At 68.0% G+C, this 17,662-nt stretch carries 15 protein-coding genes and 1 riboswitch; of the genes, 13 read left to right on the top strand and 2 right to left on the bottom strand.

Annotation, left to right across the window (positions count from 1 at the left end; genetic code table 11):
- Positions 1-2 precede the first annotated feature (2 nt).
- On the bottom strand, positions 3-872 hold the full coding sequence (locus N8I71_RS00670; RefSeq protein ID WP_262875994.1) for a glycosyltransferase family 2 protein: 870 nt from the start codon (positions 870-872) through the stop codon (positions 3-5).
- 169 nt (positions 873-1,041) lie between these two features.
- Here N8I71_RS00670 and miaB point away from each other — a divergent pair, with 169 nt between their 5' ends.
- The 6 genes from miaB (at position 1,042) to metK (ending at position 7,929) form a co-directional block, all read left to right on the top strand.
- Positions 1,042-2,364 carry a tRNA (N6-isopentenyl adenosine(37)-C2)-methylthiotransferase MiaB gene (gene miaB / locus N8I71_RS00665; RefSeq protein WP_262875993.1) on the top strand — a complete coding sequence of 441 codons (1,323 nt, stop codon included), beginning with the start codon at positions 1,042-1,044 and terminating at the stop codon, positions 2,362-2,364.
- 140 nt (positions 2,365-2,504) lie between these two features.
- Positions 2,505-3,509: a PhoH family protein gene (locus N8I71_RS00660; protein WP_262875992.1), complete on the top strand. Its 1,005-nt coding sequence runs from the start codon at positions 2,505-2,507 to the stop codon at positions 3,507-3,509.
- A 155-nt stretch (positions 3,510-3,664) separates the two neighbouring features.
- Complete coding sequence (gene ybeY, locus N8I71_RS00655; RefSeq protein WP_262875991.1) at positions 3,665-4,162, top strand: rRNA maturation RNase YbeY; 498 nt, start codon at positions 3,665-3,667, stop codon at positions 4,160-4,162.
- 47 nt (positions 4,163-4,209) lie between these two features.
- A complete protein-coding gene (locus N8I71_RS00650) occupies positions 4,210-5,109 on the top strand; it encodes a hemolysin family protein (protein WP_262875990.1) in 900 nt (299 codons plus the stop codon).
- 68 nt (positions 5,110-5,177) lie between these two features.
- Positions 5,178-6,680, top strand: coding sequence for an apolipoprotein N-acyltransferase (gene lnt, locus N8I71_RS00645; protein WP_262875989.1), 1,503 nt, complete (start codon positions 5,178-5,180; stop codon positions 6,678-6,680).
- Between the two features lie 28 nt (positions 6,681-6,708).
- Positions 6,709-6,757: riboswitch (SAM-SAH riboswitch) on the top strand.
- 5 nt (positions 6,758-6,762) lie between these two features.
- Positions 6,763-7,929 (top strand): methionine adenosyltransferase, encoded by a 1,167-nt coding sequence (metK, locus tag N8I71_RS00640; RefSeq protein ID WP_262875988.1) that lies wholly within the window; start codon positions 6,763-6,765, stop codon positions 7,927-7,929.
- 21 nt (positions 7,930-7,950) lie between these two features.
- Here metK and N8I71_RS00635 read toward each other — a convergent pair whose 3' ends face one another.
- Positions 7,951-9,081, bottom strand: a complete 1,131-nt coding sequence (locus N8I71_RS00635) for a site-2 protease family protein (protein WP_262875987.1) — start codon at positions 9,079-9,081, stop codon at positions 7,951-7,953.
- 183 nt (positions 9,082-9,264) lie between these two features.
- Here N8I71_RS00635 and trmB point away from each other — a divergent pair, with 183 nt between their 5' ends.
- From trmB to N8I71_RS00600, 7 genes are all read left to right on the top strand, one after another.
- Positions 9,265-9,966, top strand: a complete 702-nt coding sequence (gene trmB, locus N8I71_RS00630) for a tRNA (guanine(46)-N(7))-methyltransferase TrmB (RefSeq protein WP_262875986.1) — start codon at positions 9,265-9,267, stop codon at positions 9,964-9,966.
- Between the two features lie 75 nt (positions 9,967-10,041).
- Positions 10,042-11,139, top strand: a complete 1,098-nt coding sequence (locus tag N8I71_RS00625; RefSeq protein WP_262875985.1) for an amidohydrolase family protein — start codon at positions 10,042-10,044, stop codon at positions 11,137-11,139.
- Positions 11,140-11,206: 67 nt separating this feature from the next.
- Positions 11,207-12,562 carry a 3-phosphoshikimate 1-carboxyvinyltransferase gene (gene aroA / locus N8I71_RS00620; protein ID WP_262875984.1) on the top strand — a complete coding sequence of 452 codons (1,356 nt, stop codon included), beginning with the start codon at positions 11,207-11,209 and terminating at the stop codon, positions 12,560-12,562.
- 66 nt (positions 12,563-12,628) lie between these two features.
- Positions 12,629-13,243, top strand: a complete 615-nt coding sequence (locus N8I71_RS00615; RefSeq protein WP_262875983.1) for a (d)CMP kinase — start codon at positions 12,629-12,631, stop codon at positions 13,241-13,243.
- Between the two features lie 92 nt (positions 13,244-13,335).
- The gene (locus tag N8I71_RS00610) at positions 13,336-13,869 is read left to right on the top strand and encodes a type III secretion system chaperone family protein (protein ID WP_262875982.1); all 534 of its coding nucleotides are present in this window, start codon (positions 13,336-13,338) and stop codon (positions 13,867-13,869) included.
- Between the two features lie 208 nt (positions 13,870-14,077).
- On the top strand, positions 14,078-15,763 hold the full coding sequence (gene rpsA, locus N8I71_RS00605) for a 30S ribosomal protein S1 (protein ID WP_262875981.1): 1,686 nt from the start codon (positions 14,078-14,080) through the stop codon (positions 15,761-15,763).
- 318 nt (positions 15,764-16,081) lie between these two features.
- A complete protein-coding gene (locus N8I71_RS00600) occupies positions 16,082-17,584 on the top strand; it encodes a winged helix-turn-helix domain-containing protein (protein WP_262875980.1) in 1,503 nt (500 codons plus the stop codon).
- Positions 17,585-17,662: the final 78 nt, after the last annotated feature.

Raw genomic sequence — 17,662 nt, 5'->3', positions numbered from 1 at the left:
TCTCAGAACCACTGCCCCGGCTCCATCAGGCCAAGCTCCATCAGTTGCAGCGACGACCAGTTGAACCGCTCGGACTTGTACCAGCGGAAATCGTCGATGTCGTGCCGCGAGCCCGGGTTGGTCCGCAGCGCCTTTGCCACCCGGAACGAACAGATCGCGCCCGTGAGCGAATGGTGCCAGGGGCAGGCGTAGGTGTTCATTTCCTCGTCGTTCAGCGTGTGGTCCGGCCGCAATTCCAGCCCCGGCCTGGCCCGGAACAGGCCGATCCGGTCGATGCGCCGCTTGGCCGGGGTCACGTGTTCCTCGAAGCGCCAGCGCAGCCCGCCGTAGAAGTCGAGTTGCCGCTCCATCACCTCATCGGGCTCGCGCCTGCGGGTCTCGGCGTAGTAGCCCGAACTGTCGAACAGCGCGGCATCGAGCGAGACGGCGTCCGGGTGGCGCGTCAGGTCGCCGGCGTAGAGGTCGATCACGAAGGTCAGGACGGCGTTGCGTCGCTCCTCCATGACCCAGGTCGTCATTTCTCCGACGGTCCGGTCCTCGCAGAACGGGTAGAACAGGTATTCGCCGTTGTAGCAGTAGTGGATCCACTGCCCCGGCACCTTGGCGATCAGCGCGTTGACGGCATCCCGTGCCGCTTCGGGGCGCCGCCCGCGGTCGACGATGACGTGGACGGGAACTCCCTCCCGCGCGACGAGCGCCTCGGCACCGATGTCGGGCGAGGCCACGAGATAGACGGCGCGGAACCCGAGGCCGAGGAGGTGGTCGAGCGTGCTCTGAACTTCCGTCCGATCCTCGCAGACAAGCACGGCGAAGGGCCCCTTGCCGGGATCGGTGCGGTCGGCCGCGAACTCCTCGAGACTGGCGTAGCGCATGTGCTGCCCTGTCTGCTCCTGCCTTCTTTGCCCGTTTTGCCCAGACTGAACCCGGTCCGGTGGTTTTGCAATCGGTGCCGCGCCTTGATCGGGCCGGCGTCATTGAACCGGCGCCGCGCGTGGGATACATGGCCCCGGTCGACGATTTTCCCAGACCAGCGGGCGCGCCATGACCGGGACGAAGAAGCTCTACGTCAAGACCTATGGCTGTCAGATGAACGTCTACGACAGTGAACGCATGGCCGAGGCGCTGGGCGCGGACGGCTACGAGCAGGTAGACACGCCCGAGGGCGCGGACATGATCCTGCTCAACACCTGCCATATCCGCGAGAAGGCGGCGGAGAAGGTCTATTCCGAGCTTGGCCGGCTGAAGCCGCTGCGCGAGGCGAACCCGGATCTCAAGATCGGTGTCGCGGGCTGCGTCGCGCAGGCCGAGGGCGAGGAAATCATGCGCCGCCAGCCGATGGTCGACCTCGTCGTGGGGCCGCAGACATATCACCGGCTGCCGAAGATGATGGAGGCGCTCGGCCGGGGCGAGAAGGCGCTCGACACCGATTTTCCCGAAGAGGACAAGTTCGCCCACCTGCCCAAGGACCGGCGGGCGAAGCGCGGTCCGACGGCTTTCCTGACCGTGCAGGAGGGATGCGACAAGTTCTGCTCCTTCTGTGTCGTGCCCTATACGCGCGGCGCCGAGGTTTCGCGCCCGGTGGAGCGCCTCCTGCGCGAGGCTCGCGACCTCGTGGAGCGTGGCGTGCGGGAGATCACGCTGCTCGGCCAGAACGTGAATGCCTATCACGGAGCCGGACCCGAGGGCGGCGAATGGGGCCTCGCCCGCCTGATCCGGACGATGGCGGCGATCGACGGGCTGGAGCGTATCCGCTTCACCACTTCGCACCCCAACGACATGGAGGACGACCTGATCGCGGCGCATGGCGATTGCGACAAGCTCATGCCCTACCTCCACCTGCCGGTGCAGTCGGGCTCGGACCGGATCCTGAAGGCGATGAACCGCAAGCATACCGCCGGGGGCTACATCCGGCTGATCGAGCGCATCCGCGCCGCCAGGCCCGACCTCGCGTTGTCCGGCGACTTCATCGTTGGCTTCCCCGGCGAGACCGAGGCCGATTTCCAGGCGACGCTCGATCTCGTGGCGGAGGTCGGCTACGCCAGTGCCTACTCGTTCAAGTACTCTCCCCGCCCCGGAACACCCGCGGCCGAGCGCGCGCAGGTCGATCCCGCCGAGGCGGACGACCGGCTGCAACGCCTCCAGGCGCTGATCACCTCGCAGCAGCGCGCGGCCCAGGACGCCATGGTCGGGCGGCGAGTTTCGGTCCTCTTCGAGAAGCCGGGGCGGATGCCCGGCCAGGTCGTGGGCAAGTCGGAATACCTGCACGCCGTCCATGTGCAGGGCGACGCGGACCTGATCGGACGCATCGCGGCGGTCGACGTGGTGGAGAGCGGCCCGAACTCGCTTGCGGGCCTGCTGGTCTGAGCGGCGGCCTCGCGTCATCCGGCACGGAGCGGGGTACAGCATCACGAATTCTTCGTGACAAGTGACACAACCTGTTGCGTTGTGGCCTGTCCCTTGCCAACATCCCTTCCAGAGCACGCCTCGAACACCGGGAGCACAACTTGGCGATTACCACTCTGCCGCACCCCGCCGCCGAGCCGCCTGTCGAACTGCTGCTGCAATTCCCCGATAACCGTCTCCTGATCGAGCTTTGCGGCGAATTCGACCGCAACCTCGCCCAGATCGAGCATCTCCTGTCCGTCCACATTCTCCGGCGCGGCAACGAACTGGCGCTCCTTGGCGAGGCGCGGGCAGAGGCAGCGCAGGTTCTGGAGCGCCTCTATGCCAGGCTCGAATCGGGGCGCAGCATCGAACCCGGCGACATCGACGCCGCCGTTCGCCTTGGCGGCACGGGCGAGGAAACCGGCGCGCGCGACGGCGACCAGATGGAGATGTTCGGCGCCGGACCGCTGGAGATCGGCACCCGCAAGAAGACGGTGGAGCCGCGCACGGCGGCGCAGCAGGACTACGTGCGGAACCTCTATGGCCACGAACTCGCCTTCGGCATCGGCCCGGCAGGCACCGGCAAGACCTATCTCGCCGTGGCCGTCGCGGTGAACCAGATGATCAACGGCCACGTCGACAAGATCATCCTCTCGCGCCCCGCCGTCGAGGCCGGCGAGCGGCTCGGCTTTCTTCCCGGCGACATGAAGGAGAAGGTCGATCCCTACATGCAGCCGCTCTACGACGCGCTGAACGATTTCCTGCCGGCCAAACAGCTGCAGAAGCTGATCGAGGAAAAGACCATCGAGATCGCGCCGCTGGCCTTCATGCGGGGCCGCACCCTGTCGAATGCCTACGTGGTCCTCGACGAGGCGCAGAACGCGACCGGCATGCAGATGAAGATGTTCCTCACGCGCCTGGGGCAGGGGAGCCGCATGGTCATCACCGGCGACCGGAGCCAGGTCGACCTGCCCAAGGGAATGCCCTCCGGCCTGATCGAGGCCGAGCGCATCCTCGCAGGCGTCAAGGGCATCAGCTTCAACTACTTCACGGCAAAGGACGTGGTCCGCCATCCGATGGTGGCCCGCGTCATCGAGGCCTACGACGCCGATGCCCAACGCTGAGGTGGCCCGGTACATCCTTGCAAGGATGTACCGCAGCCTCTTGCAAGAGGCTTGCCAGAGCCTTGCAAGGCTCTGGCGCATTCCTTTCAAGGAATGCGCGCCGCGGCGCCGGGCGCACGATTGACCGCGCCGCGCGCTCGGGGCACATGCGCATCATGGAAATCGACATTCTCATCGAGGCGCCGGGTTGGTCGGAAACCGGCCTCGAGACGCTCGCCGCCGACGCCTTCGCCGCAACGCTGGCCGAGCTGGGGCTCGATCCCGGGCGCTGTGCCGTCAGCCTTCTCGCCTGCGACGACGCGCGCATCGCGGGGCTGAACGCCGAGTTCCGGGGCAAGCCGACGCCCACGAACGTGCTGTCATGGCCGGCGGAGGAACGCGGGGCCGATTCCCCGGGCGGGATGCCCCGCCTGCCTGGTCCCGGCGGCGCCGGCCCGCCCGAGGAGCTCGGCGATATCGCGCTGGCGCTGGAAACCTGCGTCCGCGAGGCGGAGGAGGCGGGCCGCCCGCTCGAGCATCATCTCGCCCATCTTCTGGTCCACGGGCTGCTGCATCTGTTGGGTTTCGACCACGAAACCGATGCCGATGCCACGCTGATGGAAGGATTGGAAACCCGCGTCCTTGCAAGACTGGGGGTCCCTGACCCATATTGACGTCAACGGGTGTTCTGGGCCCGGTTGTACGTGTTTGGAAAGGAGCGATGAGCTCGAACCCCGATCCCTCGTCTGCCGCGGCGCAAGGCGCGCAAACGGACGAGGACGAGATACCGGGTCACAGGCCCGGTTTCCTGGCGCGGCTTTTCGGCGCGCCTCCCCCTGCAGAGGACCAGGACACGGCCAATGGAACGGCCCATCCCGCGGCGGAAACGCGTGCGGGTGGCCCGCGTCCGTTCGGCATTTCGAACCTGCGGCACATGCGGGTCGAGGACGTGGCCATCCCCCGTGCGGAGATCGTGTCGGTCTCCTGCGAGGTATCGCTCGCCGAGCTTGTGGAGACATTCCGCGAAAGCGGCCTGACGCGGCTTCCCGTCTATGACGGAACGCTCGACGTGCCGGTCGGTCTCGTGCACCTCAAGGACGTGGCGCTGCGCTACGGTTTCCAGAAGGACCCGAGCGGGTTCTCGCTGCGCACGACGCTGCGCCCGCTTCTCTATGCGCCGCCATCCATGCCGATCGGTGTCCTTCTGACCAAGATGCAGACCGACCGGACGCACATGGCGCTCGTGATCGACGAGTATGGCGGTGTCGACGGTCTGGTGACCATCGAGGACCTGATCGAACAGGTGATCGGCGAGATCGAGGACGAGCACGACGTCGAGGAGGCGCGGCCCTGGCAGCGCGAGGGCGAACATGCGTGGCTCGCCATGGCGCGCGCGCCGCTCGACGAGTTCGAGGCCGAGATCGGCATCGACCTGTCCGGCATCGACGACGAGGAGGAGGTCGACACGCTCGGCGGTCTCGTCTTCCTGCTCACGGGTCGCGTGCCCGCGCGCGGCGAGGTCGTGCCCCATCCTTCGGGCGTGGAGTTCGAGGTCATCGACGCCGACCCGCGCCGGATCAAGCGGCTCCGCGTCCGCGCGCCGAAGCGCGACGCATCCTGATGCCCAAGCCGCCGACCGGCGCAGCCGGGCCATCGCCGCCTCTGGCGGGGTTGGTCCGGGGTCAGGCGATGGCGCTCGCCATCTCCGGCGGGGCGATCGCCGCCCTGGGGCAGGCGCCTTTCGACATATGGCCCGCGACACCCTTGGGGCTTGCGCTCGTGGCGCTGTCGCTGGTGTCCGCGCCGGGTCCGAAGGCCGCGGCGTGGCGGGGCCTTGCCGCAGGCACGGCGCATTTCGCCGTCGCGCTCCACTGGATCGTGGAGCCCTTCTTCGTCGATGCGGCACGGCACGGCTGGATGGCCCCCTTCGCGCTCGTCTTCTTCGCGGTCGGTCTCGCGCTGTTCTGGGCTGCGCCCGCGGCCCTGACGGCCTGTGTCGCGCGCGGCAGGGCCCCGGCACACCGCGCCATCGCGCAGGCCGCGCTCTTTCTTGCGCTGCTCGCCCTGTCCGAGGCAGCGCGCGGTGTGGTCCTGACCGGATTTCCCTGGGCGCAGCCGGGTCATGCCCTGATCGACACGGACTACCTGATGGCCGCGGCCTGGGCCGGGCCGCAGGGCCTGACGCTGATCGTTGTGGCGACGGCTGCCATGATCGCCTCGCTGATCGTGCATGCGGGACGCGCGCCGCTTGCGGCGGCGGGAGCGTTGACCGCGTTCGTCCTGCCGCTGCTGCTGCCCACGCCGTCGGGGCCGGTGGCGGGGCCGGGCGCCCCGGTCGTGCGGCTGGTACAACCCAATGCACCCCAGGACCTCAAGTGGCGCGAGGACATGATCCCCGTCTTCTGGGAGCGCGGCCTCGCGCTGACCGCGGCCGCGCCCGATCCCTCGCTCGGGGCCCCCGGCCTCGTGGTCTGGCCCGAGACAAGCCTTCCGGTCCTGCTCGACCGCTCCGACGCGGCCCGGTCACGGCTGGCCGCCGCGGCGGGCGAGGCTCAGGTGATCGTCGGCGGCAACCGTTACGAGGGGCTGAGGCCGCGCAACACGCTCGCCCAGCTCGCCCCGGGCGGTGCCATCGTTGCGGTCTACGACAAGCACCACCTGGTTCCCTTCGGTGAATACCTGCCGTTCGAAGAGGTGTTCGACCGCCTGGACCTCGCGGCCCTCGCCGCCGTGGTGCCGGGTGGATATACGTCCGGGCCCGGACCCGCGCTTCTCGATCTCGGGGAGGCTTTCGGCCGCGTCTTCCCAATGATCTGCTACGAGGCGATCTTTCCCGGCTACATCCGCGATGTCGGTGACCGGCCGGACTGGTTGCTGCACATCACCAACGATGCATGGTTCGGAACGTTCTCGGGGCCATGGCAGCATCTCGCCCTGGCGCGCCTGCGTGCCGCCGAACAGGGGCTGCCGGTCCTGCGCGCGGCCAACACCGGGGTCTCGGCGGTGATCGACGCCCGCGGGCAGGTCGTGTCCGCGCTTGGCCTGGGCGAGGCGGGGCATCTCGATGCCGCCCTGCCGCCCGCACTTCCGCCGACGCTTTACGCGCGGACCGGCGACTGGCCTGCGCTCCTGGTCACGTTTCTCGTGGCGCTCGGCGCGGCGATCCATGTCCGGCGCGAAGAGGCCCATTGAACAAGGCCCGGCAAGGGCGTAAGGCTGCGCGACCCCACAACGGCTTCCTGGCGTGGGGCATTGCATTGAATGGAGCACCCTCATGGCCCGCGACAACTACATCTTCACCTCCGAATCCGTTTCGGAGGGTCACCCGGACAAGGTTTGCGACCGGATTTCCGACGCCGTCCTCGATGCCTTCATCGCCGAGGAACCGGAGGCGCGCGTCGCCTGCGAGACCTTCGCCACGACCGGAATGGTCGTCATCGGCGGCGAGGTCGGGCTGTCCGACAAGAACCGCCTCAAGACCTTCATGGGCATGATCGGCGAGATCGCGCGGGATTGCATCAAGGACATCGGCTACGAGCAGGACAAGTTCCACTGGAACACCTGCCATGTGCTGAACTTCCTGCACGAGCAGTCGGCCCACATCGCGCAGGGCGTCGACAAGGACGGCGCGGGCGACCAGGGGATCATGTTCGGCTATGCCGTGGACGAGACGCCCGAGTTGATGCCTGCGCCGATCCAGTATTCGCACGCCATCCTCCGCCGCCTCGCCGAGGTCCGGAAGTCCGGCAAGGAGCCGACGCTCGGCCCTGACGCGAAAAGCCAGCTTACCGTCCGCTACGAGGGCGGAAAGCCGGTCGAGGTGACCTCGATCGTGCTGTCGACGCAGCATCTCGACGAGGACATGACCTCGGACGACGTGCGCGCCGTGGTGGAACCCTACATCCGCGAGGTTCTTCCCTCGGGCTGGATCACCGAGGCCACCAACTGGTGGGTCAACCCGACCGGCAAGTTCGTCATCGGCGGCCCCGACGGCGACGCGGGCCTGACCGGGCGCAAGATCATCGTGGACACCTATGGCGGCGCCGCGCCGCACGGTGGCGGCGCGTTCTCGGGCAAGGATCCGACCAAGGTCGACCGCTCGGCCGCCTACGCGGCGCGCTATCTCGCCAAGAACATCGTCGCGGCGGGTCTGGCCAAGCGTTGCACGCTTCAGGTCTCCTACGCCATCGGCGTGGCCGAGCCGCTGTCGGTCTACGCCGACACGCATGGCACGGGCGAGGTGTCGGAGGAGCAGATCGAGAAGGCCGTGCGCGAGGTCATGGACCTCACGCCGCGCGGCATCCGCACGCACCTGGCGCTGAACCGCCCGATCTACCAGCGCACGGCGGCCTATGGGCATTTCGGGCGCACGCCCGAGGCCGACGGCGGCTTCTCCTGGGAGAAGACGGACCTCGTCGAGGCCCTCAAGGCCGCGGTCTGAAGAAGCGATACGGCGCGGGCCTCAGCGGCCCGCGCCAAGCTCCTCGATCACGCGGATCTCGGCCAGGAGGTCGCTGAGGCTGAGGATGCCGAGAAGCCGGTCGCCCTCGGCCACGAGGAACTTGCGGCGGCTCGATTTCGCCATCGCTTCCAGCGCGGCCTCCGCCGTCATCGACGGGGCGACGTGCGTCTCCGCCGACAGCGGGACCAGAACGTCCTTCGCTTCCTTCTCGTCCCAGGCCTCCCGCGGGATCTCGCGCAGGGAAGCCGCCTCGACATGGCCGAGCAGGCGCCCGCCCTCCACCACAGGCACGAAGCTGACGCCTCGGGTCATCATCACGCGGTCGGCGACGTCGCGCAGGGTCGCGGATGGATGCACGACATGGGCATGGGTCGTCATGAGGTCGGCCACCCGCCTCCCGCTCAGGCCCCGGTGCAGGAGCATCTGCTGATAGGTTCCCCGGCTCGCGTTCAGGACGAAAAGGCCGATGAGACCGGTCCAGATGCCGCCAAGCCCGCCACCCGACAGGACCGAGAACAGGCCGAGACCCATCAGCCCGAGCGCCAGGACGGTGCCCGCCTGGCTGGCGGTGCGGGTGGCCGACATCATGTCCCCCGACCTGCGCCAGAGCACTGCGCGCAGGACCCTTCCGCCGTCGAGCGGGAAGGCCGGGATCAGGTTGAAGGTGGCGAGGATCAGGTTGATCATCGACAGGTAACCCAGGATCAGCGCAAGCGGTCCGGGCAGGGCCGCGTCCAGCAGCAGGGCGAGGAGCCCGAAGGCGCCGGCCAGCGCGAAGCTCATGGCCGGACCCGCGACCGCGATCCAGAACTCCGAGACCGCGCTCCGCGGCTCCTCCTCCAGCTCGGCCACGCCGCCGAACAGGAACAGCGTGATCCGTCCGACCGGCAGGCCATAGCGGCGTGCGACCAGCGAATGGGCCAACTCGTGCAGGATCAGGCTCGCGAAAAGGCCCAGCATCGCGATGATGGCGAGGATCAGCGAGGCGCCGGGTTCGATCCCGGGCGCGACGGCCGGGAAGTATCCCTGCGACAGGCTCCAGACGATCAGGGCGGCGATGACGAGCCAGCTCGCATCGACGCGGATCTCGAAGCCGAAGATTTCGAACAGGCGGACCGAATGGCCGAACATGGGGTGCTCCCTCGCATTTTCCGGACAGAGGCTGGCAGGCTCCTGGCCCCCGCGCCTTGACCCTGCGCAAACCGGAACTCTTCGAGGGATCTATGCAGCAGCCGCCCGAACGGAAGCCCCATGGGGGATTGAGGCGCGTGGAGGCCCGCGCTAGACGGGCGGCCCCGACAGGACCGAGACGCCATGACCACGCCCGACCGCCCGCATCGCAATTTCTATGGCCGCCGACGGGGCAAGCACCTGCGCGAAAGCCAGGAGGCGTATCTGGAGCAGGACCTCGCGGCGCTTTCTCCGGGTCCCGTGGACTGGGACGCGAACCCCGATCGCACGCCCCTCGACCTTGCGGCGATCTTCGACGGGCGCGAGGTGTGGCTGGAGGTGGGCTTCGGCGGGGGTGAGCACATGGTGCACCAGGCCGAGCGCAACCCGGGTGTCGGGATCATCGGCTGCGAGCCCTACATCAACGGCGTCGCCATGCTTCTGGGCAAGATCCGCAGGGCAGGCGTCACGAACCTCCGTGTCCATCCCGGCGACGCGCGCGATCTGTTCGACGTGCTGCCCGATGCCTCGATCGGGAAGGCCTTCCTGCTCTATCCCGATCCCTGGCCGAAGAAGAAGCACCACCGCCGCCGCTTCGTCACGTCCGAGCACCTGGACCCGCTGGCCCGCGTGCTGAAGCCCGGCGCCGAGTTCCGCGTGGCGACCGACATTCCCGACTACGTGCGCCAGACGCTGGAGGAGGTTCCGCGCCACGGGTTCGACTGGCTGGCCGAGGGTCCGTCGGACTGGCGCGAACCGTGGGAGGACTGGATATCCACCCGCTACGAGCAGAAGGCGCTGCGCGAGGGCCGCGTGCCGCACTACCTGACCTTCCGCCGGCGCTAGCGGGGTCGGGAAAGCCCGAATATCGGCGCAATGCTGGGGCATGCTAGCCTGACCGCGAACCGGGGAGGCCGCGCCATGTCCGACATCCGCATCACCAACGTCCACGTCCATACCTTCACGCAGAACCACGTGCCCCGGTGCTATCCGCATCCGCTGCTCGTGCCGTTCAAGGCGATCCCGGGCCTTCTGCGGGCCCTTGCCGCGGTCGTGCGCATCTTTTCCAAGGACAAGGCCGACACGCTCGACCGGCTCTACCGGTTCCAGCAGGAGGCCGGCGCATGGCGTCAGTCCGAGATCTTCGAGCAGGTTCGCCGCCATTACCCGCGCAACACGCGCTTCGTTGTCCTGCCGATGGACATGGAGCCGACAGGCCACGGCGCGGTCCGAAAGGACCTTCGGTCGCAGCACGAGGAACTGGCGGACCTTGCCGCCGCCCATCCCGACAACGTGATCCCCTTCGCCACGCTGCATCCCGACGGCGAGGACCGCGTGGCCGAGGTCGTCCACGCGCTCGACACGCTGAAGTTCAAGGGACTGAAACTCTATCCCCGGATGGGCTTCCCGCCCGATCACCCGGTCCTGATGAACGAGGTCTACCCGCTGCTCGACGCGCGGAACCTGCCCGTGATGACCCATTGCTCGCGCGGGGGTGTCATGGGGCGCGGCGTCGTGCCGGCAGAGGCCGACCGTTTCACCCGGCCGCAGGCCTTCGACAAGGTGTGGGAGCGGTTCCCGAACCTGCGCGTGTGCTTCGCCCATTTCGGAGGGCAGGAGGACTGGCGCACCTATGTCGAGGAAGGCTATGACCCCGAAGACGAGGGCGCGCTGGAACGGAACTGGCAGCGGCTGATCCGGCACCGGATCGGGCTCGGCACCTTCCCGTCGATGTGGACGGACATCTCCTACACGCTGTTCCACTTCGAGGATTTCGTGCCCTTTCTGCGCCTCTTCCTCACCGGCGAGGACGACGAGGTGAAGCGGCTGCGCGCCCGCGTCCTCTTCGGCTCGGACTTCTACATGACCCGGCAGGAACGGCTGTCGGAGCGCGCCGTGTGCTTCCGCCTGCGCAACGCGCTGGGCGAGGACGTCTTCCGCCGCATCGCCGTCGACAATCCCGAAATCTGGCTGGGCGAGAAGGACGACGACCAGGCGCATCTCTTCTCCGCCCCCTGAAGGGGAGTGGACGCCGCCCCCGCCCCCGTCTATCACCCGCGCGGTGCAAGACAGGGGAGGGCGGCGCATGTCCGGCCACGGCGATCCGGTTCCGATGACGGCCCGCAAGGGCGGCGCGCTGAAGGGCGTGGCGGATGTGCCGGGCGACAAGTCGATCTCGCACCGGTCGCTGATCCTCGGCGCGCTTTCGGTGGGCGAGACGCGGATCGCGGGGCTTCTCGAAGGGCAGGACGTTCTCGATACCGCCCGCGCGATGCAGGCCTTCGGGGCCGAGGTGATCCACGAGGGCGAGGGCGCCTGGCGCGTCCATGGCGTTGGCGTGGGCGGCTTCGGCGAGCCCGAGGACGTGATCGACTGCGGAAATTCGGGCACCGGCGTGCGCCTCATCATGGGAGCGATGGCGACGACGCCGATCACCGCGACCTTCACGGGCGACGCGAGCCTGCGCAAACGCCCAATGGCGCGCGTCACCGACCCGCTTGCGCTCTTCGGGACGCAGGCCGTGGGCCGGGCGGGCGGGCGCCTTCCGATGACGCTGGTCGGTGCCGCCGACCCGCTGCCGGTGCGCTACACGCTGCCCGTCCCCTCGGCGCAGGTGAAATCCGCGGTGCTTCTCGCGGGGCTGAACGCCCCCGGCGAGACGGTGGTGATCGAGGCCGAGGCGACCCGCGACCATACCGAGCGGATGCTGGCTGGCTTCGGCGCCGAGGTCTCGACCGAGGTCACGGAGGAAGGCCGCGTCATCACGCTCCGGGGCCGTCCCGAGTTGCGCCCTCAGGACATCGTCGTGCCGCGCGATCCCTCATCGGCCGCGTTCCCGGTCTGCGCGGCGCTGATCACCGAGGGCTCGGACGTGCTTGTGCCGAACATCGGCCTCAACCCGACGCGCGCGGGCCTTTTCACCACGCTGCGCGAGATGGGCGCCGTTCTGACCTACGAGAACGAGCGGGAGGAGGGGGGCGAACCCGTCGCCGACCTGCGCGCCCGCTTCTCGCCCGACATGAAGGGCATCGACGTGCCGCCCGAGCGCGCGGCCAGCATGATCGACGAATACCCGATCCTGTCCGTTGTCGCGGCCTGTGCCGAGGGGCGCACGGTCATGCGCGGCGTCAAGGAGCTGCGCGTGAAGGAAAGCGACCGGATCGCCGCCATGGCGGATGGCCTGCGCGCCTGTGGCGTGACGGTCGAGGACGGGCCCGACTGGTGGATCGTCGAGGGGCGCGGTCCGGGCGGTGTCCCCGGCGGTGCGACCTGCGCCACCCATCTCGACCACCGCATCGCGATGAGCTTCCTCTGCCTCGGGCTTGCGTCGCAGAAACCGGTGGGCGTGGACGATGCGGGGCCGATCGTGACCTCTTTCCCGATCTTCGAGTCGTTGATGCGAGGCCTCGGCGCGCATCTCGACAGGGCGAACCGGACCTGAGCGGCCGCGCGGGTCGGCCGCCTTGCGGCCTTGCCGTCCGGGGCGGGCTCTGGTTGAACGGGGCACATGAGTTTCACTGTCGCCATCGATGGTCCCGCCGCGAGCGGGAAGGGTACGATCAGCCGCGCGGTCGCGGCCCATTTCGGGCTCGGGCATCTCGATACCGGGCTGCTTTACCGCGCGGTCGGCAAGCGGATGCTGGACGGCGAGGCGCCCGCGGAGGCTGCGGCCACCCTCACGGCCGACCACCTGGCTGACCCCGACAGCCTGCGCGGTCCCGATGTGGCGCAGGCCGCCTCGAAGGTCGCCGCCATCCCCGAGGTGCGCGCCGCGCTGGTGGATTTTCAGCGCGCCTATGCCCGGCGGGCGGGCGGCGCGGTCCTCGACGGGCGCGACATCGGCACGGTGATCTGCCCGAATGCGGAGGCGAAGCTGTTCGTCACGGCCAGCCCCGAGGTGCGGGCGGGGCGGCGGCACGCCGAACTCCTGGAACGCGGGCTGGAGACCACATACGAGGCGGTCCTTGCCGATGTGCAGGAGCGTGACGCCCGCGACGCAGGGCGCAGCGCGGCGCCCATGGCCATGGCCGATGATGCCGTCCTCATCGACACGAGTACGCTCTCGATCGAGGAGGCGGTGGCGGCCGCGATTGCGGCGGTGGAGGCGCGGCGGCGCCGCTGACGTCTTTGTGTCGGAGCGTGTGCGATCCTGATTTCGGCCTTGCCGAGATGCATGGCAGGATCGCCTCGTGCCATTGCCGATAGGGCCTTCCGATGCTGTGCCGCGCCGTCCCGATCCTGCTTCTTTCCGCCTGCCTGACCGCTGCCCCGCTGCATGCCCAGTCGACCGAGGGGCCGCCTCGCGCCGATCCCATGACGCCCGTCCACATGGCCGAGATCTTCGCCGAGATCGATCCGGAAGTTGTGGCGGGGCCGGGCGGAATGCAGTTCACGCTCGACGACGTGCCGGTGACGGTGATTTACGACCTCCTCGCCAACCGGATGCGCGCGCTGGTCCCCGTGGCTTCGAGCGAGGGGCTGACCGAGGCGCAGATGCTGCGGCTGCTGCAGGCCAATTTCGACACCGCGCTCGATGCCCGCTACGCCGTGGCCCAGGGCCGGGTCTGGGCGGTCTTCATCCATCCGTTTGCGGAACTCGACCGGCGGCAACTGATCTCGGGCGTGGCGCAGGCGGTGGCGCTTGCCCAGAGCTACGGGACCACGTTTTCCTCCACGGGCATGCTGTTCGGGCGCGGGGACAGCGGGCAGAGGCTGCAGGAGTTGCTGGAGCCCGACATCGACCTTTGACCGTCCCTGGGCGTGCGCCCCTTGCCAGCGGGGGGCGCAGCCGCTATAGCCGCCCCGTCAAGTCGGCGGGCAACGCCGCGATCGAGCAGGGCCGGAACCTCCGGCCCTGATTTCGTTCGCGGGGCAGACGCCAAGGACCAACCCAACGAAAGACCGGCGGAGACAACCGCCCGGCCAGTGAAAGCGACGAAAAGGAAACTGAAACCGCATGTGCTCTAAGGCAACCATGGAGGAATTCGAAGCCCTCCTGAACGAAAGCTTCGAAATCGACACGCCCGACGAGGGGTCTGTCGTCAAGGGCAAGGTCATCGCCATCGAGGCGGGCCAGGCCATCGTCGATGTCGGCTACAAGATGGAAGGTCGGATCGACCTCAAGGAATTCGCAAACCCGGGTGAGGCCCCCGAGATCGCCATCGGCGACGAGGTGGACGTCTACCTGCGCAGCGTCGAGAATGCCCGCGGCGAAGCCGTCATCTCCCACGAGATGGCCAAGCGCGAAGCAGCATGGGACCGTCTCGAGAAGGCCTATGCCAGCGAAGAGCGCGTCGACGGCGCAATCTTCGGCCGCGTCAAGGGCGGCTTCACCGTCGACCTCGGCGGTGCCGTGGCCTTCCTGCCCGGCTCCCAGGTCGATGTGCGCCCCGTGCGCGACGCGGGCCCCCTCATGGGCCTCAAGCAGCCGTTCCAGATCCTCAAGATGGACCGCCGCCGCGGCAACATCGTGGTGTCGCGCCGCGCGATCCTCGAAGAATCCCGCGCCGAGCAGCGCGCCGAGGTCATCGGCAAGCTGAACGAGGGCGATGTCGTGGACGGTGTGGTCAAGAACATCACCGAATACGGCGCCTTCGTCGATCTCGGCGGTGTCGACGGCCTTCTGCACGTCACCGACATGGCCTGGCGCCGCGTCAACGACCCCAAGGAGATCCTGTCGATCGGCGAGACCGTCAAGGTCCAGGTCATCAAGGTCAACAAGGACACGCACCGCATCAGCCTCGGCATGAAGCAGCTGCAGGAAGATCCGTGGGATGCCGTGGAGCGGAAGTACCCGCTCGACAGCGTCCACACCGGCCGCGTGACCAACATCACCGACTACGGCGCATTCGTTGAGCTGGAGCCGGGTGTTGAGGGCCTCGTGCACGTCTCGGAAATGTCCTGGACGAAGAAGAACGTCCATCCCGGCAAGATCGTCTCCACCTCCCAGGAGGTCGAGGTCATGGTGCTGGAGATCGACACCCAGAAGCGCCGCGTTTCGCTGGGTCTCAAGCAGACCATGCGCAACCCGTGGGAAGTCTTCGAGGAGACGCACCCCGTCGGCACGCAGGTCGAGGGCGAGGTCAAGAACATCACCGAGTTCGGCCTGTTCATCGGTCTCGACAACGACATCGACGGCATGGTGCACCTGTCCGACCTGACCTGGGAAGGCCGGGGCGAGGACGTCATCCAGAACTACCGCAAGGGCGACGTCGTCAAGGCGGTCGTCACCGAGGTAGACACCGACAAGGAGCGCATCTCGCTCTCCATCAAGGCGGTCGAAGGCGACCCCTTCGCCGATGCGATCGATGGCGTGAAGCGCGGCTCGATCATCACGGTCGAGGTCACCGCGATCGAGGATGGCGGCATCGAGGTCGAGTACAACGGCATGAAGTCCTTCATCCGTCGCTCCGACCTCAGCCGTGACCGTTCCGAGCAGCGCCCCGAGCGCTTCGGCGTGGGTGACAAGGTCGACGTGCGCGTGACGAACGTGGATGCCAAGTCCCGCCGCCTCGGCCTGTCGATCAAGGCCCGCGAGATCGCAGAAGAGAAGGAAGCGGTCGAGCAGTACGGCTCCTCCGATAGCGGCGCCTCGCTTGGCGACATTCTCGGCGCGGCGCTCAAGAAGGGCGACGACGACTGAGACGCGGCGAAAGCCGTCGGAAAACAAGCGAAGGCCCCGCCCCATCGGCGGGGCCTTCGTCGTTCCGGCAGGGTATGATCGTCGGGGAAGCTGTGGATGATATTGCCTTGTCACCTGCCTGAAGCACGACCGTTACAACCCGCGGTCATGGTCCGACCAGCGGGCGGGCCCGTCCCCCATACGTCCCACCCGCCCGCGAACGTCCCCCAAGGGCCCCGTGCCGTGTGCGCGGGGCCCAAGGTGCGACCCGGCTCCGTTTGACAGCCGTGGACCTGCCGTGCATCGCTTGGCCGGTGTAATCCAGGGGGCGCCCGACAGGTGACGTTCGAGATCATCGCAGACCAGCGCATCCTGCGGCTAGATGGCGCCGAAGTGCCGCTCGGGGCGCGTGCCTTCGACGTTCTGGTGCACCTTCACGACAATGCCGACCGCGTCGTGTCCAAGGCCGAATTGCTCGATGCCGTCTGGTCGGGGATCATGGTCGAGGAGGGGAACCTCAGCGTGCAGATCGCGGCGTTGCGCAAGGTCATCGGGAAGGAAGCGATCAAGACCGTGCCCGGCATCGGCTATCGCCTGACGCTCGGACCCACGCCCGCGGCGGCGCAGCCGGTGCTGGGGCCGGAAGTGCCGTCCATCCCCTCGCTCGCCGTTCTGCCCTTCGCCAACCTCACCGGGAGCGGCGATCGCGACTACCTCGTCGACGGGATCGTCAACGAGATCATCTCGGCGCTCAGCCGTGTTTCCGGAATCTTCGTGATCTCGTCGACCTCGAGCTTCACCTACAAGGGCCGCGCAATCGACCTGTCGGAGGTCGGAACCGAGCTTGGCGTGCGCTACGTGATGGAGGGATCGATCCAGCAGGCGGGCGACCGGTTGCGCATCTTCACCAGTCTCGTCGAGGCCGAGACCGCGCATACCATCTGGCAGGAGCGTTTCGACGGGCGTATCGACGAGATCTTCGAATTGCAGGACGAGGTCGCCGCCAGCGTCGCGGGCGCGCTGGAGCCTAAGATGATCTGGAACGAGGCCGCCCGGACCCGGCTGAAGCCCACCGACAGCCTGACCGCCTACGACCTGTGCCTGCGCGCAGCTCCGCTGGTGCACCGGCAGGATTCGCTGGCCAATCTCGAGGAAGGGCTCGCCCTCCTGCGGCAGGCGTTGGAGCGCGACCCGAACTACACCCATGCAAAGGCGCTGGTCTGCCTTGCCCATACCGGCTCGGTCGCCGCGCGCTGGTGGACCTTCGAACAGGCGGGCGTGGTCAAGGACCTCGCCAAGCAGGTCCTGAACGAGGCACAGGACGACCCCCTGGCGCTGGCCTATGCGGGCCACTACCTCGCCTATGTCCACAACATGATGCCGGAGGGTCTGACCGCGCTTCTGCGGGCGGAGAAGCTGAACCCCAACTCCGCCATGGTCGCGATGCTTCTGGGTTGGGTCCACAACTACCGCAACGAGAACGAGGATGCGATCCGCTGCCTCAGGCGCGCCATGCGGCTGAGCCCGCTGCATCCCCAGATCGGGGTGATGACCGCCGGGATCGGCAACGCCCTGATGCAGATGGGCCGGTTCGAGGAGGCGGCGCTGTCGTTTGAGCAAAGCCTGTCCGAATACCCGGAATTCGCAACATCCATGATGGGGCTGATGGCTGCCTACTGGAGACTTGGCCGATCCGATGACTGCGCCCGGATCGCCGAACTCTACCGCGAGAAGGCCCCCGATTTCTCGGTCAGCTACTTCCTGAAACATCGCCCGCAGGACGCGAAGGAATACACGGACGCCGTCATCGGCGCTCTCAGGGCCACCGGGTTTCCCGAATAGATCCGTCGGCAGCCCGGAACCGGGCCAACCTGTCGCACCTTGCCGCGCTTGCCCTTCCCGGACAGGGCTTTACCTAAA

The organism is Roseicyclus sediminis (assembly GCF_025515305.1).
Lineage (GTDB): Bacteria > Pseudomonadota > Alphaproteobacteria > Rhodobacterales > Rhodobacteraceae > Roseibacterium > Roseibacterium sediminis.
This window is presented reverse-complemented; position numbering and strand designations above follow the sequence as displayed.

Excerpts from the sequence above, each read along its gene's own strand:
- N8I71_RS00670 (WP_262875994.1), bottom strand. The coding sequence starts at position 872 with ATGCGCTACGCCAGTCTCGAGGAGTTCGCGGCCGACCGCACCGATCCC.
- miaB (WP_262875993.1), top strand. The coding sequence starts at position 1,042 with ATGACCGGGACGAAGAAGCTCTACGTCAAGACCTATGGCTGTCAGATG.
- ybeY (WP_262875991.1), top strand. The coding sequence starts at position 3,665 with ATGGAAATCGACATTCTCATCGAGGCGCCGGGTTGGTCGGAAACCGGC.
- N8I71_RS00650 (WP_262875990.1), top strand. The coding sequence starts at position 4,210 with ATGAGCTCGAACCCCGATCCCTCGTCTGCCGCGGCGCAAGGCGCGCAA.
- lnt (WP_262875989.1), top strand. The coding sequence starts at position 5,178 with ATGGCGCTCGCCATCTCCGGCGGGGCGATCGCCGCCCTGGGGCAGGCG.
- metK (WP_262875988.1), top strand. The coding sequence starts at position 6,763 with ATGGCCCGCGACAACTACATCTTCACCTCCGAATCCGTTTCGGAGGGT.
- N8I71_RS00635 (WP_262875987.1), bottom strand. The coding sequence starts at position 9,081 with ATGTTCGGCCATTCGGTCCGCCTGTTCGAAATCTTCGGCTTCGAGATC.
- trmB (WP_262875986.1), top strand. The coding sequence starts at position 9,265 with ATGACCACGCCCGACCGCCCGCATCGCAATTTCTATGGCCGCCGACGG.
- N8I71_RS00625 (WP_262875985.1), top strand. The coding sequence starts at position 10,042 with ATGTCCGACATCCGCATCACCAACGTCCACGTCCATACCTTCACGCAG.
- aroA (WP_262875984.1), top strand. The coding sequence starts at position 11,207 with ATGTCCGGCCACGGCGATCCGGTTCCGATGACGGCCCGCAAGGGCGGC.
- N8I71_RS00615 (WP_262875983.1), top strand. The coding sequence starts at position 12,629 with ATGAGTTTCACTGTCGCCATCGATGGTCCCGCCGCGAGCGGGAAGGGT.
- N8I71_RS00610 (WP_262875982.1), top strand. The coding sequence starts at position 13,336 with ATGCTGTGCCGCGCCGTCCCGATCCTGCTTCTTTCCGCCTGCCTGACC.
- rpsA (WP_262875981.1), top strand. The coding sequence starts at position 14,078 with ATGTGCTCTAAGGCAACCATGGAGGAATTCGAAGCCCTCCTGAACGAA.